This window comes from Nocardia speluncae NBRC 108251, assembly GCF_001613245.1.
Taxonomy (GTDB): domain Bacteria; phylum Actinomycetota; class Actinomycetes; order Mycobacteriales; family Mycobacteriaceae; genus Nocardia; species Nocardia speluncae.
Window position 1 is genome coordinate 537,866 of record NZ_BDBZ01000002.1, and the last position, 16,191, is coordinate 554,056.

A 16,191-nucleotide genomic window follows, 5' to 3' on the forward strand; every position below is an offset into this window, starting at 1 on the left:
CGAACCCACTGACAGATACGATGACGACTTCGGTTGCCGACCATGACGGCGTCACCGTGCTCACGGTGACCGGCGAGGTCGATCTCGCCACTGCACCCGCCCTGGAGACCGCCATCGACGCGGCGCTCGATGCCGGACCGGACCATCTGGTCATCGACCTGGTGGCCGTGAGCTTCCTGGCCTCGGCCGGGATGGCCGTCCTGGTCGCCGCACATCAGCGTGCGGGGGACAAAACCACCATCGCCCTGGTTGCCGAGGGCCCGGCCACCAGCCGTCAGCTGAAGATGACGGCGCTGGACCAGGTCTTCGATCTGCATTCCACCCTCGACGCCGCACTCGCGAGCGTCCGGCGCGCCTGACCCGCTTCTCCGGCGATCCGCCCGGCTCCGGCCGACGGTCGCCGGAGACCGCGGCGCCACCCCCGACTCCGTAACCGGCCGATTCGAAGAATCCGCCGGTTACGCCTGTTGCCATCAGAGCAACAAGATCCGGCCATCCTGGGGTCCCGGCGACCGGCATCTCGGGACGAAGCAGAATCCGCGTGGCGCCGATGCGAGCGCCCCGGCGAACTCCCTACCGCGGTCGAAGTCGGCGATACGACGGAACGCCCGAGCTCCCCGGTCTGCCGTCCTCTGTCGATTCCGCGACCGGCCGGCCCGCCCGGTTCATGTATCCCGGCGCAGGGGCACCATGGCGCCCCTGCGGGGATGGGGATCCGCGTCAGTCGCAGAGGGTGCGGAGTTGTTCGATCAGCGCGACCCGGTCGGCCGGGGTGGCCGCCAGCGGCGCGACATTGAGGACGGTGACTCCGGCCTCGGCGAAGGCGGCGATACGTTCTTTCACATATCCGGCCGGGCCGATCAGCGAGACATCCCGGACCAGCTGGTCGGGAACGGCCCGGGTCGCCTCGTCTTTCTTTCCGGCCAGGTACAGCTCCTGGATCCGGTCGGCCTCGGCGCCGTAACCGTACTTGGTGGCGAGGGTGTGGTAGAAGTTCTTACCCTTGGCCCCCATACCGCCGATGTAGAGCGCCAGCATGGGCTTGACGAACTCCAGGAGCGGCTCGACGTTCTCGCCGATCGCCAGGGCCGGGCCGGCGTAGACATCGAGCGGGCCGAGTTCGGGATCACGCTTCTGTTGTCCGGCTCGCAGCGCGTCACCGAAGACGGCGTCGGCGCGTTCGGGCAGGAAGAAGATCGGCTGCCAGCCTTCGGCGACTTCCGCTGCCAGCGCGACATTCTTCGGGCCCAGCGCGGCCAGCAGAACCGGGATTCGCTCGCGGACAGGATGGTTGATCAATTTCAATGGCTTGCCGAGCCCGGTGCCGGCACCTTCGGGCAGCGGGATCTGATAGTACTTGCCCTGGTAGGTGAGCCGTTCCCGGCGCCACACCTTTCGGCAGATCTCGATGAGCTCGCGGGTACGGCCGATGGGCGCATCGTAGGGAACACCGTGGAAACCCTCGATGACCTGCGGTCCGGAGGCGCCCAGTCCCAGGACGAAGCGGCCGTCGGAGACGAAATCGAGCCCGGCCGCGGTCATCGCGGTCAGCGTGGGTGTCCGGGTGTAGAGCTGCATGATTCCCGAGGCCAGTTGCAGCCGGGAGGTTTTGGCCGCCAGGTAGCCCAGGGCGCTCACCGCGTCGAACGAGTACGCCTCGGGGACGAACACGATATCCAGTCCGGCCCGTTCCAAATCGGCCACTTCGGCCGCGGCTTCCGTGAAGCCGCCCGAATAATTGATGCTCAATCCGATCCGCATGCCCTCAACATAAACCCGGTTACGGGGTGGCCTGGCACCGGCCACGCCGGTGGACGCGGTAGGTTGAGGGCAGTTACTCCGTGCGCAGTGCAGCTAACTTCGAGCTACCGTATCGAGAAAGGCCTGATCGTGTCGCAGCCCACCACATCGCACCAGCCCACCGAAGCCGGTTTCGGCGGGTCGCCGATCGGCGACTACCTGGGCGAACTCGCGGCGAAGGTGCCGGCACCGGGCGGCGGCGCGGTCGCCGCACTGCACGCGGCCCAGGGCGCGGCACTGGTCGCCATGGTCGCGCGGTACACCACCCGGGCCAAGGACGCCGAGCACCGTCCGGTCGTCGACCGGATCATCGAGGCGGCCGACGCGGCCCGGGTACGCGCCCTCACCCTCGCCGACGACGATGCCGCGGCTTTCACCGCGGTGGGCGCGGCGTACAAGCTGCCCAAGGAATCCGAGGGCGAGAAGGCCGCGCGTGGCGCCGCGATCGAAGCGGCACTGCTCGAGGCCGCCCGGGTTCCGGCGGCCGTCATCGACGCAGCCGACGGTGTACTGGCACTCGCAGCCGAATTGCTACCGATCGGAAACCCGAATGTAGTCACCGATATCGGCGCCGCCGGTGCGGCCGCACGGGCAGCCGCGACGACCTCACAACTGAATATCGAGATCAACCTCGGTTCACTTCCGGCCGAGCGGGCCGCGGCATTCACCGCGGTCCTGGGCCGGATTTCGGAAATCACCGCACGCGCGGATTCGCTACAGCAGGAAGTACTCCATGCGGTCCGTACCTGAAACGCGTGCACATATCTGCACGCGCGAATTAACCAGGTATATGCCGAACTGGGATTATTCGAGATATCAGTAAGAAGACGGCACGCGTAGAATGGGCGACGTTCGGAGATATTCACAGCGCTCCACCGCTCGACCCAGGCACCATCGGCTAGACCGGCCGGCGGAGTTCCGGTGGCCGGGAACTGTTTGCTCCAGCTCGACGAGTGCAGGAGGTAACGGTGAGGATCGGGTACACATCGACGCCGGTAGCGGCGGAAGTCCATGAGCCGGGAATCGATGTCATCACCGAACACGGAGTCGTATCCAATATCGCCGACTGCTCGGCGGATCCGGGCACTTTGACACCGGGCCAGGCCCGGCGCGCCCACGATATCCACAGACTCTGTTCTCCCGAATGTCTGGTCCGCAGACGCGCCGGCTTCACCCTGGCCATCGCCGTACCGCCGGACCGGCCTGCTTTCGGTATTTCGCCCGGCCGTTCGGTCCGTTACGGCGATTGATATTCCCGCGCGGCGGAGGCGAACAGCCCCGCATGCCGCGCTTCATTCTGCCCGCCGGGATATTCCGGCGTGCTTTCAATAGCACCACGCGCTCCCAACGAATGGTTCGTGATCAGCTCCACCCAATGGCCGGGCGGCGCTCGACCACTGTCGTGCGGCCACAAAACGAGGAGGAAAGTTGAACACCATATTCACGAATGCGGAATCCGAATCGGATACTCCGGCGCGAAAACCCCGGCGCGCCCGCTTCGGCGGGGCCGGGCGTAACCACCCGTTGAACATCGTGCTGGTCGCGCCGCCGTATTTCGATGTGCCCCCGGCAGGTTACGGCGGCGTCGAGGCCGTGGTGGCCGAGCTCGCCGACACTCTGGTCGCGCGCGGGCACCGGGTTACGCTACTGGGCGCCGGAAAGCCCGGTACGGAAGCGGAATTCGTGCCGGTCTGGGAGACGACCCAGGCCGATCGGCTGGGCGACCCGTTCCCCGAGGTCGTCAACGCCCTGAAGGTACGGCGCATGGTGGAGAAGCTGGCCCGCTCACGGCATATCGACATCATCCACGACCACACCTTCGCCGGACCCCTGAACGCCCCGGCCTACGAGAACCTGGGCATCCCGACCGCGGTCACGGTCCACGGACCGGTCGACAACGATATGTGGGAGTACTACGGCTCTCTCGACGAGCACACCCGCCTCGTGGCAATCAGTGACCGGCAGCGAGAACTCGCGCCGAGTTTCAACTGGATCGGCCGGGTGCACAACGCATTGCGCCCCAGCGAATGGCCGTTCCGCACCGAGAAACAGGATTACGCACTGTTCCTCGGCCGCTACGCCCCCTACAAGGGACCGCAGTTGGCCCTGCGGGCCGCACACGAGGCCGAGATCAAACTCATCCTGGCCGGTAAGTGCAACGAGCCGCCGGAGAAGGCGTTCTTCGCCGAGGAGATCGAACCGCTGCTCACCGAGACCGACCACATCTTCGGGGAAGCGGATGCGGTCGCCAAACGCGAACTACTGGCGGGCGCGCGCTGTCTGCTGTTCCCGATCCGCTGGGAAGAACCGTTCGGCATCGTGATGATCGAGGCGATGGCCTGCGGCACCCCGGTGGTTGCGTTGCGTGGCGGTGCGGTGGAAGAGGTGATCGAAGACGGTGTCACCGGCATCATCTGCGATCATCCGGACGAATTGCCCGCTGCCATCGCCAAAGCGAGCGAACTCGACCCGCATGCCTGCCGCCGCCGGGTCGAAGATTATTTCGGCGTGGATCAGCTCGGTGCAGGATATGAGGCCGCCTATTACCGCATACTCGATGCATGGGACGAGGCCCACAACAGGGGCCAGGCACTGTCCGCCGTCGGTATGCGCCGCAACGCGGTACCCGCGATCCACGCCGACGCCGGCACGACACCGGTATGGAGTAGGGCATGAATGCATCGCCGAGTATTCTCAATTCCGGCCAGCCCGCCGCCATCAATGGCGGCGGGGGGACGGTCACCCTGGTCGAGGCAAGCACCTTCTGCCTGTCGGACCCACTCGGCGATATCCATTCCGGCACTTCGCAAGGGCTGTTCTATCGCGACGCGCGGGTGATCTCGCGCTGGGAACTGCGCCTCGACGGCCAGCCCGCCGAACATCTCACGGTGCTCACGCCGGAGGCGTTCAAAGGCCGGTTCATCCTGCGTAAGCCCCCACGAGCCGGGGTCGCCGACAGCACCGTGCTGGTGGTCCGCCGCCGGCTCATCGGCAACGGCCTCAAAGAGGCCATCTCCGTGCACAACCTCGGTCACGAGGATACGGCGATGACCATAACCCTGTTGGTCGACTCCGATTTCGCGGATCTGTTCGCGGTGAAGGAAGGTCGCAACCACGGCGGCGGCGCCGAACACAACGCCGTCGACGGCGACCTGCATCTGACCGACCACAACGAACCCGGCCGCGGCCTGACCATCACCGCCACCGGCGGCGCGGTCATGCTGCCCGGCACCATCACCTGGCAGGTGGTGGTGCCGGCGCGGGGCCGCTGGGACACCCAGATCCTGGCCCAGCCCATGGTCTCGCACCGCAGGGTGCAGATGGCTTTCGGTGACGACGAGGACAGCCCGATCAGCCGGCTCAAGGCGTGGCGGGCCACCGCCACCGATCTGACGGCCACCGATCCGGCGTTGTCCGATGTCCTGCAGCGCACCGAGAGCGATCTCGGTGCCCTGCGTATCGACGGCAGTACCGACGGCGCCCCGGCCTATGTGGCCGCGGGCGCGCCCTGGTTCATGGCGCTGTTCGGCCGGGACAGTTTGCTCACTTCCTGGATGGCTCTTCCACTGGATTCGGCGCTGGCGGTCGGCACCCTGCGGCGGCTGGCGGATCTACAAGGCACGAAAGTCAATCCGATCACCGAGGAAGAGCCAGGGCGCATCATGCACGAGATGCGGCACGGACCGGCCAGCGGGCAGGTACTCGGCGGCACTGTGTATTACGGGTCGGTCGACGCCACACCGCTGTTCGTGATGCTGCTGGCCGAATGCTGGCGCTGGGGCGCCGGGGACGCTGTGGTGCGAGAACTACTCCCGGCGGCGGACGCGGCGCTGGCCTGGATCGACGAATACGGTGACACCGACGGTGACGGGTTCGTCGAATACCGTCGCAAAACCGATCGCGGACTGAGCAATCAAGGCTGGAAGGACAGCTTCGACGCGATCAACGACGCAACCGGGCATCTGGCCGAACCGTCCATCGCCCTGTGCGAGGTCCAAGGCTACGTATACGCGGCACGACGGGCCCGCGCCCAGCTCGCCGAATACTTCGGCGACACCGGCACCGCCGAACGCCTGCGCGAACAGGCAGAAACGCTCAAGGCACAGTTCGACGAGGCCTTCTGGGTCGCCAAGAACGGCTGGTACGCGGTGGCTCTGGACGGCCAGAAGAACCAGGTCGACGCCCTGACAAGTAATGCCGCGCAATGCCTGTGGACGGGTATCGTCTCCGACGAACGCGCCGCCGAACTGATCGAACGACTCGCCGATATGGCGATGGACAGCGGTTTCGGGCTGCGCACCCTGGCCGCCACGATGGGCGCCTTCAACCCGATGAGCTATCACAACGGCTCGGTGTGGCCGCACGACACTGCCATCGCCGTGGCCGGACTGTTGCGATATCGGCATATTCCGGGTGCGAGCGAACTGGCCGAACGGCTCACCACCGGGCTGCTCGACGCGGCCGGCGAGTTCGGCGGGCGGCTACCCGAGTTGTTCTGCGGGTTCGCCCGTACCGAGTTCCGCTCCCCGGTCCCCTACCCCACTTCCTGTTCCCCACAGGCCTGGGCGAGCGCCGCCCCGCTGCTGCTGGTGCGCTCTTTCCTCGGCCTGTCCCCGTGCGCGCCGACACGCACCCTGCGGGTGACTCCGCAACTCCCCCGGGAATGGGGCAAGGTCGGGCTGACGGACCTGCGACTGGGTCCGGCCACGGTGAGCATTCACGCCGAAGGCTCGACCATGCATGTCCACGGGCTACCCGATGACTGGAAACTTGTCACCGAATAGCAATCACCCGGTGTGTCTACATCGCAAACAGGTGCCGGGACGATATCCTCGCTGGTTCTGATGATCATGGCCCCTTAGGATGGACGTCTGTCCACCGGTCCTCCGTAAAGGGGTGGAACCATGAATATTGTTGCCCGGCACCTGTTTCTGGCTCTCGCAATCGCGCTGTCACTGATCGTCTTCCCGGCGGGGGCGAACGCCATGACCGCCGGCGAGACCGGCTCCACCGCGGTGACCTCGGTCGCCCCGGCCGACGGCGCAGTCGTCGGAATCGCCCACCCGGTTACCGTCCGGTTCTCCCATCCGGTCACCGACCGAGCCCGCGCCGAGCAGACACTGTGGGTTACCGCCGACCGGCCACTGTCCGGTACCTATTCCTGGCACGGCGACCGGGAACTGACCTGGAACCCCAGCGGGTTCCTCCCGGCGAACACCACATTCACCGTGAATTTCGGTGATCAGCGTACCCAGTTCCAGACCAACGGCGGAGTCGTCGCCGACGCGAACATGTCCACTCACACCTTCACCGTCTCCATGGGCGGCCAAGTAGTGCGAACCATGCCGGCGGCCATGGGTAAGCCCGGGTTCGAAACCCCGACCGGCACATACCCGGTACTGGAGAAGTTCCGTAACCTCATCTTCGATTCCCGGACCATCGGGATCCCGCTGGATTCGCCGGAGGGCTACCTGATCGACGGCGAATGGGCGGTGCGGCTCACCTGGGGCGGTGTCTTCGTCCACTCCGCACCGTGGTCGGTCGGTCAACAGGGCAATTCCAATGTCAGCCACGGGTGTATCAATCTGGCGCCCGGTGACGCGGCCTGGTACTACGACAACGTCGGTATCGGTGATCCGGTGAACATCCACTGGTGAGCCGCCGCGGCCCCCGTGCTGCGCCGCGCTCGCGGATCCACTAGAACAGTGGGCAGCGAGCGCGCGCAGTGAATCGAGAAAAGGGGGCCGCGTCATGGACCGATCACCGCCGGGACCCGGCACCGGAGGGGACAACCCGGCATTTCCCCGCTCCACCGAACCCGGATACACGCCCGGTGATCAGGCCGATCCCATGCCCACCGTGCCCATCCCCCGGCTACCGGACGCGGGCAGTCGCTACCCCGCAACTCCTGCTCCCGCATTCCCTGGGAGTGTGCCCGATCCACATCATCGGTCACCTGCCACGGCAAATCCCGAACACCTGCCACCGGCCACAACCGAACCGCAGGATCCGCGAACCGAACCGGCCGGTTATCCGGCGCCCCCGCCGGATACCGGTGCGCCCGGTGGTTTCCCGTCCAGCGCCACCGGCCCGCCCTCGAATGCAGGATACGAGGGCGACTGGGCGGACTGGATGGTGTCTTCGGACGGCTACCCACCACGGCCCGGTGGCGAGACCGCGAATCCCTACCCCGCCGAGGCCGGATCGGCTTCGTGCGACGATGGCCCCCCGGTCGATGACGGTCGTGCGACGGAAAGCCGAGACGGTTCCGCGGAGGTCCCGCCGGATCCGAATGCCGGCACGGTGCCGGCGACCGCGCGCGAACGGCTCCGGGCCCGCCTGACACCCCGCGAGGTGCCTGCGCCGATACCAGTACCCGCCCGCACCACCAGCAGTCCCGGGCGGAACCGGCTCCTCCCGGTGCTGCTGGGTGTGGCGGGGGTCGCGGCGCTCGGGACCGCCGCCTATGTGCAATTCGCGGTGGTGGGAGCCGGCGAACCGGCCTCGGCGCCCGGGGCGGTGAATCCGCCCGCATCCCCAGCGCAGGACGTCCCGCCGGCAGCGGACCCGAACTGCCCGGCCGAGCGCACCGGAAACACGGTGCAAGGAAACGGTCCGGGTGGCACCGGTTCCGGAACCGACGCCATCTTCGGTTTCCAGCACGCCTATTACGCGACCCGATCCGGTGAGCAGGCGCGGACCGTCGTGGTTCCGGACGCCGCGGTCCCGTCCGCCGCCGATATTCAGCACGGTATCGATACGATCCCGGCGGGGACCACGCACTGTATCCAGATCACACCGGGCGCCTTCGTCGGCCAATACACCGTCGTCGTCACCGAACACCGGCCCGGATCTGCGCCTCTCGGATACAACCCGCAACTGGTGACAACGATGCGAATCGGTGACCGGACCTTGATCACCGGTATCGGCCCCATGCCCTGACTGCCACGATTCGGTCCGGATCCACGCAGGTGGTGGTCCGCCGCCCCGCCGCCGGGCAGACTCGGAAGATGGACGCTATCGGTACGGCTCGGGTCCCCGACCATCCGACGGTGCAGGCCGCTCTCTCCCTCGCTCGCCGCGCCCCCTCGGTCCACAACACCCAACCCTGGCGGCTGGTCTTCGACGGCCACCGGTTGCAGCTGTACGGCGATACCTACCGGCGGTTGTCCTCGGCGGATCCACAGGGTAGGCAGCTGACCATCAGCTGCGGCGCCCTGGTGGACCATATCCGCACCGCGTTCGCGGCGGCGGGCTGGTCCACCCGGGTGACCAGGCTGCCCGATACCGCCGCGGACCATCTCGCCGAGATCGAATTCGAGCCGGCCCGCGATGTTTCCGATACCGTCCGGGCGCGGGCGGCGGCCATCGATCGCCGCTACACCGATCGGTTGCCGATGCTGCCGCCACGCAATTGGGAGCGGGTGGAGCCCGCGTTACGTGCCGTGGCCGCAGCCGGCGAGGTCACCCTGACCGTGCTCGAGGCCTCGGCCCGGCTCCGGTTGGCCGCCGCGTCCGCGCAGTCGGCGGCCTTGCGCGCCTACGACCCCCAGTACCTGAACGAACTGCACTGGTGGGCCGGTAATGACTCGCCCGCCGACGGTGTCCCGATCTCGGCCCTGGTCTCGGCCGCGGAACTCGCCCAGGTAGGTGTGGGCCGGGCCTTCCCCGCCGCGCCGCCGTCGCTACGGCGCGGCGAGCTCACCGATGCGTCGAAACTGCTGGTACTCGGAACGGACGCCGATACGCCCGCCCAGTGGCTTCGGGCCGGCGAGGCCCTGTCCGCGGCGCTGCTCGAATGCACGGCGGCGGGGCTGGCCACCTGCCCGCTGACCCACATCACCGAGGTGCCGACGAGCCGCCGCGCTATCGCGAACCTCGTACCCGGGCGGGTGGAACCGCAGGTAGTGGTCCGGGTCGGTACGGCGCCGACCACTGCCTCGCAGCCACCGACACCGCGCCGCCCGGTCAGCGATTTCCTGGATCTGCACCGATTCGGCTGACGCACTGTCCGCCCGGTTCGCGATGCGGGGAACACCGGGCAGCGACGCCCGGTCGTCACGGCCGGCCACCCGTTACTCTGTCGTGATGACGACCCAGCAGCCCGTTCCGGAGGAGCGGCGGCCCGCGAATCGCGGGCCGAAGGCTGCCGCCCACAACCGGGCGGCCCTGATCACCGCGGCCCGGGAGATCTTCGCGGTGCAGGGCCTGGACGCCCCGCTCTCGGCGATCGCCCGCCGGGCGGGGGTCGGGCAGGGTGTGCTGTATCGGCATTTTCCCGATCGGGAGGCCATCGCGGCCGCGGTCCTGGAGAGGAACGTACGGGAGATCGAGGGGGCGGCCGCGGTCACCGGCGCCACTCTCGCGGCGGTGCTCGGGGTGGTGACCTGGCATCAGACGCAGTCGGCCGCGTTCATCGGCCTGTTGCACGCCGCCGGGATGAACGACCGCGCCGATACCCGTGCGTGGTCCAGAAAACTGTCCGAGCGGGTCGGAAACGCCCTGCGCAACTGCCTACCGGCCGGCCATCGACTCAGCGCGGACGATCTCATGCTGGCCATTGCCATGGTCTCCGGCGCAGCGACAGGTCCCACTCCGCAGGAACGTGAGCGCCGTGCGGTGGCGGCCTGGCGCCTGCTCGGAATCACGGTGGGGCCGGTGCGTTCGTTCGAGGACGAGTGAGACGTCCGGCCTCACCCGCCGTTCGACTGGCGGATCCCCTCCGCGAGCGCCTCGAACGTGTACAGGTAGCCACCGGCGGGGCCACTGACGGTCAGGTACGCCGTGGTTGCACCCGGTGTGATCGCCACATTGGTCGCCGATTCCAGGCCGTCGGCGCCGTCCGGTAATTCCACTGTCGCCAGCCGTTCACCACTCGGGCTGTACACGAACATGGCGGCCCTTCCGTGCATGGCCTGGTAGAGATTGCCCGCCGCGTCCACTGCGATCGAGTCGGTCTGAGCGATACCTCCGTCGACGCGGATGGCGGTGTGCCGGGGGCCGGTCCCGCCCTTCTCACCGAGGTGCAGGTAGGAGATTCGGTTCTCGATCAGTTCGCTGATCCACAGCCCGCGATAGTCCGGATCGAAGGAGATCCCGTTCGGCGCGGCCAGGCCGTCGGCCAGGACGGTGGCATTCTTGCCCGACCGGTCGATCCGCACCACCCGTCCGATGGCTGCGCCGTCGGAAAGACCCCGGGAATCGCTGATGTAGAGGTTGCCGGCCTGGTCGAAGGCGATATCGTCGGGCTGCATCCCGGCCCCGTCGACGGGACCGGTGAAGAAAGTCCGGCGATCGGTGCCGCCGGGAGCCAGCGAAACGATCTCGCCGTGGGCGAAGTCGGTCAGGTAGAGCCGGCCGTCGTACGGGCTGAATTGGGCCGATGTGTAGGCGCCCCGGTCGTCGGTGAACAGCGAATGCGAGGTCTTCTGTTCGATATCGACCCGCATCACTTTCGGCTTGCCGGCTGGTGCGGGAACGTCGACGACGATCAATCCACCGTCCTCGTCGAATGCCGGTCCCTCCAGCAGGGTCATTCCGTTCTTGTCCGGTGCCGTTTTCAGGCGCATGAACTCCTGGGCGGCGATGGTCGGGCCCACGCCGTTGCGTGGTGTTCCGTCGTCGCCGCCGCCGGTACTGCACCCGGTCAGGACCAGCACCGCGAGCGTGGCCGATGCCGTCAGGGATCGAATCCGAGGTCGTCGCATGGAGGTTTCACTCTTTCTTCCAGGGCGGTCGTGACCACAACCCTAACCGGACAGTATTGTCCGGTACTTGTTACCGTAGGTGAAGGCCGCTCCCGCCGAGAGCAGTTCACCAGTAGCCGGAGATATGGCCGGCCCCCGACAGCCGGAAAGAATCGAGGCCCACACCCATGACATCGTCCGCGCCGGCGCCGGCCCCCGAAGACCTCGTCGCACTGAGGCGCCGCTATCACCACGAACGGGAACGACGCGTACGGCCCGACGGCGCAGGCCAATACCTGGGCACCGACGCCGAATTCGGCTACTACGCCGCCGACCCCTATGTGGGCGAGATAGCCGGGCGCGCGCCGCTGCACGATACCGTGGATGTTGCCGTCGTCGGCGGCGGATTCGGCGGAATCCTGGCCGGAGCGCACCTACGCCGGCAGGGCGTGGAACGGGTCCGGATCATCGATACAGCGGGCGATTTCGGCGGCACCTGGTATTGGAACCGCTACCCGGGCATCCATTGCGATATCGAATCGCACGTCTACCTGCCCATGCTCGACGAGACCGGATACGTGCCGGAATGGAAGTACTCACCCGGCGAGGAGATACGGCGCCACGCGATCCGGATAGCGGAAAAGTACGAGCTCTACCCGGACGCCCTGTTCTCCACCACCGTCACCGACCTGACCTGGGATGACACCACCGAGCACTGGATTGTGACGACCGACCGCGGGGACGCCTTCGCGGCTCGGTACGTCATCACCGCCACCGGCACCCTGACCGAACCGAAACTGCCGGGGATTCCCGGTATCCAGGACTTCCGGGGGCACACCTTCCACACGTCCCGCTGGGATTACGGCTACACCGGCGGCACTGCGGACGGCGGGATGGCCGGGCTCCGGGACAAACGCGTGGGCGTCGTGGGCACCGGCGCAACCGGGGTACAGGTCGTTCCCATGCTGGCCGCGGATACCGCGCACCTCTATGTCTTTCAGCGCACTCCCTCTACTGTCGATATCCGCGCCAACCGCCGGACGACGGCCGGAGATGTCGGTGCGGACCGCGTGGGATGGGCCCGGGAACGCCGGGAGAACTTTTTGCGCATAGTCTCCGGCGAAACAGCCGAGGAAGATCTGGTGGCCGACGGGTGGACGGCGGCGGCAGAACTATTGGAGAAGTTGTTGCCCAGCTTCCGGAGGCGCGGCGACCGGGAAACCTTCGAAGCCGCCTATGAAATAGCCGATGCCGTGCAGATGAACCATATCCGCGACCGCGTCCGGCAGACCGTCACGGATCCCGGCACCGCGGAAAAACTCGCGCCCTGGTACCGGTACGCCTGCAAACGACCCACGTTCTCCGACAACTACTATCCGGCGTTCAATCGCAGCAATGTCACCCTGGTCGACACAGCGGATACGCACGGGATCGAGCGGGTCACCGAGAACGGCGTCGTCGTCGACGGTAGCGAATACGAACTCGACTGCCTGGTCTTCGCCACCGGATTCTCCGTCGGTATCTCCGGTATCCGCTCCGGCAAACTCCCGGTCCGGGGCCGGGGCGGCACCCTGTTACTCGACGCGTGGGACCAGCACGGCACCCGGACCTTACACGGATTCACCAGCAACGGGTTCCCGAACCTGATCCATATGGGCCCCCAGCAAAATGCCAGTAGCGTCAACTTCACCCATATCCTGGACGAACAAGCCTGCCATGCCGCCATCCTCGTCGCGGCCGCCGAGGCCGCGCACGCCCTCGTCGAACCGTCACGCGCCGCCGAGAACGCCTGGCTCGAAACCCTCGCGCGGGACGCCCCGGACCACGAGTGGTTCCACGCCGAGTGCACACCCGGCTACTACAACCGAGAGGGGCGCGGGCGGACCAACGGAGCGGGCGCGTATCCGCACGGCGCCTTCGCCTTCCATGAGCTGCTGCGGCAGTGGCGGGCGCAATCCATCAGCGAAGCACTCCGGGCCAGGAACTCCATCGGCGGTCCCGCTCCGCAACCGGAACCGGCGGCACGGTGACCTGAGCACCGTCCACACGCCCGGCCGGGCTCCGTCCCGGGCACCCGATATCCCGGCACGGAAAACCCGCGAATTCCGGCGGCACCGGAATAGGGTGCAGCCATGACAGCCGCGATCGATATCTCCGGTCTGGTGAAGAAATTCGGCCGCACTCGCGCCCTGGACGGGCTCGACCTGCAGGTCTGCGCCGGTGAGGTCCACGGTTTCCTCGGCCCCAACGGGGCCGGCAAATCCACCACCATCCGCGTGCTGCTGGGTCTGCTGCGTAGCGACGGCGGATCGGCGCGGTTACTCGGCGGCGACCCGTGGTCGCGGGCCGCCGAACTGCATCGCCGACTCGCCTACGTTCCGGGCGATGTGAACTTGTGGCCCGGCCTCACCGGCGGTGAGGTGATCGATCTGCTCGGTCGGCTCCGCGGCGGCCTGGACGAGAACAGACGTAAGGATCTGCTCGAACGTTTCGACCTGGACCCGACCAAGAAAGGCCGGACGTACTCCAAGGGAAACCGGCAGAAGGTCGCCTTGGTCGCGGCACTGGCCTCCGATGTGGAACTACTGCTGCTCGACGAGCCCACGGCAGGCCTGGATCCCTTGATGGAGGCGGTATTCCAGGAATGTGTGGAGGAGGTGCGCCGGGCAGGGCGGACCGTTCTGCTGTCCAGCCATATCCTGGCGCAGGTCGAGGCACTGTGCGACCGGGTGACCATCATCCGGCACGGCCGGGCGGTGGAGTCCGGGACGCTCACACAACTTCGTCACCTCACCCGGACCTCCATCGACGTGGACACCCAGCGTCCGGTCACCGGCCTGGACGAACTACGTGGCGTACACGATCTGATCGCCGACGGGACTCGGGTCCGCTTCCAGGTCGACACTGTCGACCTGGGTTCGGCGATGCAACATCTGGCGCCTTTCGGTATCCGCACACTGACCAGTCAACCCCCGACTCTCGAAGAACTGTTCCTGCGCCACTATGGCGACGAACTGGCGGCGGCGGGGGTGCCGGAATCGTGATCGTGCGGGATTCGGCCCGGTATGCGGGCACATTGACCGGGACCGGAGTCCTCACCCGGTTCGCGCTGCGCCGGGAACGCTTGTCGCTGGTGGCCTGGATCGTGGGTGGCACCCTGATCTATTGGTCGCAGGCGGTCGCGCTCGACGCCGCCTATCCGGGACAGGCCGAACTGGATGCGCTCGCCGAGAGTTTGGGCAGTAATGCCGCGATGATCGCGATGGCGGGACCACCGCGGGCGCTGAACACGGTCGAAGGTCAGGTCGCCTTCCAGTCCGCCGCGTTCGGCATGCTGGTGGCCGGGTTGATGAGCATGTTCCTCATCGGCCGGCACACCCGGTCCGACGAGGAATCCGGCCGGGACGAACTGATTCGGTCGGGTGTGGTGGGCCGCTACGCCCCGGCCTGCGCAGCGACGGTGGTGACGGTGGCCGCGAATATCGTGCTGGGGGCGGCGATCGCGCTCAGCCTGATCGGTTACGGCCTCCCTGTTGCGGGCTCGATCGCGCTGGGGGTCGGCGCCACCTGCGCCGGGGTGGTGTTCGGCGCGGTAGCCCTGCTGGCGGCCCAGCTCAGCGCGAGTACCCGCACCGTCTATGCGATCACAGGCGCTGTCCTGGGGATCTCGTATCTGCTGCGCGCGGTCGGCGATGTCGGCAACGGCGTCCTGTCCTGGTTCTCGCCGCTGGGCTGGGGCCAGGCGATGCGGCCCTATGACAATGAGATCTGGTGGCCGGCGCTGCTGTCGGTGGTGGCCGCCATCGGAACCGGGGTGGCGGCGGCACGGGTGCTGGACCGGCGGGATTTCGGCGCCGGGTTGCTACCGCCCCGGCCCGGTCCGGCGCGGGCACCCGAATCCTTGCACGGCACGTTCGGGCTGGCCTGGCGGCTCCAGCGCGGCAGCCTGATCGGCTGGGCGCTGGGTATGTTTTTCGGCGGCCTGGCCTTCGGCACGATCGGCGACGATGTCGAGGATCTGCTGGGGGAAATCGACCTGAATCAGGTGCTGGGCCAGAACATGGGCAGTATGGTCGACGCTTTCTATGCGATGGCCGTGGCGATACTGGCGATCATCGGTTCGGCGTACACGATCTCCGCCGGATTGTGCCCCCGCGGTGCGGAAGCGGCAGGACTTGCCGAACCACTGCTCTCCACACAGCTCACCCGGTGGCGCTGGCTGGCCGGGCATGCGGTGATCATGCTGGCGGGATCGGCGCTCGTGGCCGGGCTCAGCGGGTTCGGGATGGGCCTCACCTACGGCATCCTGGCCGGCGATCTATCGCAAGCGCTGACGCTGACCGGTGCCGCGCTGACCTACCTCCCGGCGGTGTGGGTGCTCGGTGGCATCACCCTGTTCCTCTTCGGTTTCGCCCCGCAGGCCACGGCCGCTGCTTGGCTGGCGATGGCCTTCTGCATGGTCGTGCTGATGTTCGGCGCGACGCTGAAGTTCCCCGGCTGGCTGATGAGCCTGTCGCCGTTCGACAACATCCCGCTGGTACCTGCCCAATCGTTCGACCTCGCCCCGGTTCTGATCACTCTGGCGGTGGCCCTGATTCTCTGCGCGGCGGGCGCGTTCGGCTTCCGCCGCCGCGACCTGGAAACCAACTGATCGCCGCGCGAGCGCGTCACGCTACCGGGGTAGCACACGAAGACGAATCAACCT

General features: G+C 67.3%; 14 protein-coding genes. 12 read left to right on the forward strand and 2 right to left on the reverse strand.

The genetic code is table 11. The features are described from left to right. Positions 1-20: 20 nt before the first annotated feature. Positions 21-359, forward strand: a complete 339-nt coding sequence (locus NS6_RS05275; protein ID WP_068037057.1) for an STAS domain-containing protein — start codon at positions 21-23, stop codon at positions 357-359. 361 nt (positions 360-720) lie between these two features. Here the strand turns inward: NS6_RS05275 and NS6_RS05280 are convergent, their stop codons facing one another. Beyond that, a complete protein-coding gene (locus tag NS6_RS05280; RefSeq protein ID WP_068037059.1) occupies positions 721-1,761 on the reverse strand; it encodes an LLM class F420-dependent oxidoreductase in 1,041 nt (346 codons plus the stop codon). Positions 1,762-1,890: 129 nt separating this feature from the next. Here NS6_RS05280 and NS6_RS05285 point away from each other — a divergent pair, with 129 nt between their 5' ends. The 8 genes from NS6_RS05285 to NS6_RS36145 all read left to right on the forward strand — a co-directional run bounded on the left by NS6_RS05285 (position 1,891) and on the right by NS6_RS36145 (position 10,482). After that, positions 1,891-2,550, forward strand: coding sequence for a cyclodeaminase/cyclohydrolase family protein (locus NS6_RS05285; protein WP_068038037.1), 660 nt, complete (start codon positions 1,891-1,893; stop codon positions 2,548-2,550). A 218-nt stretch (positions 2,551-2,768) separates the two neighbouring features. After that, positions 2,769-3,050 (forward strand): hypothetical protein, encoded by a 282-nt coding sequence (locus NS6_RS05290; protein ID WP_157112623.1) that lies wholly within the window; start codon positions 2,769-2,771, stop codon positions 3,048-3,050. A 274-nt stretch (positions 3,051-3,324) separates the two neighbouring features. Further along, positions 3,325-4,476 carry a glycosyltransferase family 4 protein gene (locus NS6_RS05295; protein ID WP_245669158.1) on the forward strand — a complete coding sequence of 384 codons (1,152 nt, stop codon included), beginning with the start codon at positions 3,325-3,327 and terminating at the stop codon, positions 4,474-4,476. Then, complete coding sequence (locus NS6_RS05300; protein WP_068037068.1) at positions 4,473-6,584, forward strand: amylo-alpha-1,6-glucosidase; 2,112 nt, start codon at positions 4,473-4,475, stop codon at positions 6,582-6,584. The genes NS6_RS05295 and NS6_RS05300 overlap by 4 nt, the downstream gene beginning before the upstream one ends. A 120-nt stretch (positions 6,585-6,704) precedes the next feature. Further along, on the forward strand, positions 6,705-7,457 hold the full coding sequence (locus NS6_RS05305; protein WP_068037071.1) for a L,D-transpeptidase: 753 nt from the start codon (positions 6,705-6,707) through the stop codon (positions 7,455-7,457). Positions 7,458-7,551: 94 nt separating this feature from the next. Then, the gene (locus NS6_RS05310; protein WP_068037074.1) at positions 7,552-8,742 is read left to right on the forward strand and encodes a DUF8176 domain-containing protein; all 1,191 of its coding nucleotides are present in this window, start codon (positions 7,552-7,554) and stop codon (positions 8,740-8,742) included. Positions 8,743-8,810: 68 nt separating this feature from the next. After that, positions 8,811-9,803 carry an Acg family FMN-binding oxidoreductase gene (locus NS6_RS05315; protein WP_068038040.1) on the forward strand — a complete coding sequence of 331 codons (993 nt, stop codon included), beginning with the start codon at positions 8,811-8,813 and terminating at the stop codon, positions 9,801-9,803. A gap of 85 nt (positions 9,804-9,888) precedes the next feature. Continuing rightward, a complete protein-coding gene (locus NS6_RS36145) occupies positions 9,889-10,482 on the forward strand; it encodes a TetR/AcrR family transcriptional regulator (protein WP_068038043.1) in 594 nt (197 codons plus the stop codon). 11 nt (positions 10,483-10,493) lie between these two features. Here NS6_RS36145 and NS6_RS05325 read toward each other — a convergent pair whose 3' ends face one another. Further along, entirely contained in the window at positions 10,494-11,507 is a 1,014-nt protein-coding gene (locus NS6_RS05325; protein ID WP_068037077.1) for an SMP-30/gluconolactonase/LRE family protein, read from the reverse strand. A 167-nt stretch (positions 11,508-11,674) separates the two neighbouring features. Here NS6_RS05325 and NS6_RS05330 point away from each other — a divergent pair, with 167 nt between their 5' ends. From NS6_RS05330 to NS6_RS05340, 3 genes are all read left to right on the forward strand, one after another. Next, positions 11,675-13,516 (forward strand): flavin-containing monooxygenase, encoded by a 1,842-nt coding sequence (locus NS6_RS05330; RefSeq protein ID WP_068037080.1) that lies wholly within the window; start codon positions 11,675-11,677, stop codon positions 13,514-13,516. A 102-nt stretch (positions 13,517-13,618) separates the two neighbouring features. After that, positions 13,619-14,530 carry an ABC transporter ATP-binding protein gene (locus NS6_RS05335; protein ID WP_068037083.1) on the forward strand — a complete coding sequence of 304 codons (912 nt, stop codon included), beginning with the start codon at positions 13,619-13,621 and terminating at the stop codon, positions 14,528-14,530. Then, complete coding sequence (locus NS6_RS05340) at positions 14,527-16,137, forward strand: ABC transporter permease (RefSeq protein WP_068037085.1); 1,611 nt, start codon at positions 14,527-14,529, stop codon at positions 16,135-16,137. Before NS6_RS05335 ends, NS6_RS05340 begins: the two co-directional genes overlap by 4 nt. The last annotated feature ends 54 nt before the right edge of the window (positions 16,138-16,191 follow it).

Bases quoted from the DNA above. Each gene is read 5' to 3' on its own strand.
- NS6_RS05310 (WP_068037074.1), top strand. From the start codon at position 7,552: ATGGACCGATCACCGCCGGGACCCGGCACCGGAGGGGACAACCCGGCA.
- NS6_RS05275 (WP_068037057.1), top strand. From the start codon at position 21: ATGACGACTTCGGTTGCCGACCATGACGGCGTCACCGTGCTCACGGTG.
- NS6_RS05325 (WP_068037077.1), bottom strand. From the start codon at position 11,507: ATGCGACGACCTCGGATTCGATCCCTGACGGCATCGGCCACGCTCGCG.
- NS6_RS36145 (WP_068038043.1), top strand. From the start codon at position 9,889: ATGACGACCCAGCAGCCCGTTCCGGAGGAGCGGCGGCCCGCGAATCGC.
- NS6_RS05315 (WP_068038040.1), top strand. From the start codon at position 8,811: ATGGACGCTATCGGTACGGCTCGGGTCCCCGACCATCCGACGGTGCAG.
- NS6_RS05335 (WP_068037083.1), top strand. From the start codon at position 13,619: ATGACAGCCGCGATCGATATCTCCGGTCTGGTGAAGAAATTCGGCCGC.
- NS6_RS05330 (WP_068037080.1), top strand. From the start codon at position 11,675: ATGACATCGTCCGCGCCGGCGCCGGCCCCCGAAGACCTCGTCGCACTG.
- NS6_RS05300 (WP_068037068.1), top strand. From the start codon at position 4,473: ATGAATGCATCGCCGAGTATTCTCAATTCCGGCCAGCCCGCCGCCATC.
- NS6_RS05305 (WP_068037071.1), top strand. From the start codon at position 6,705: ATGAATATTGTTGCCCGGCACCTGTTTCTGGCTCTCGCAATCGCGCTG.
- NS6_RS05280 (WP_068037059.1), bottom strand. From the start codon at position 1,761: ATGCGGATCGGATTGAGCATCAATTATTCGGGCGGCTTCACGGAAGCC.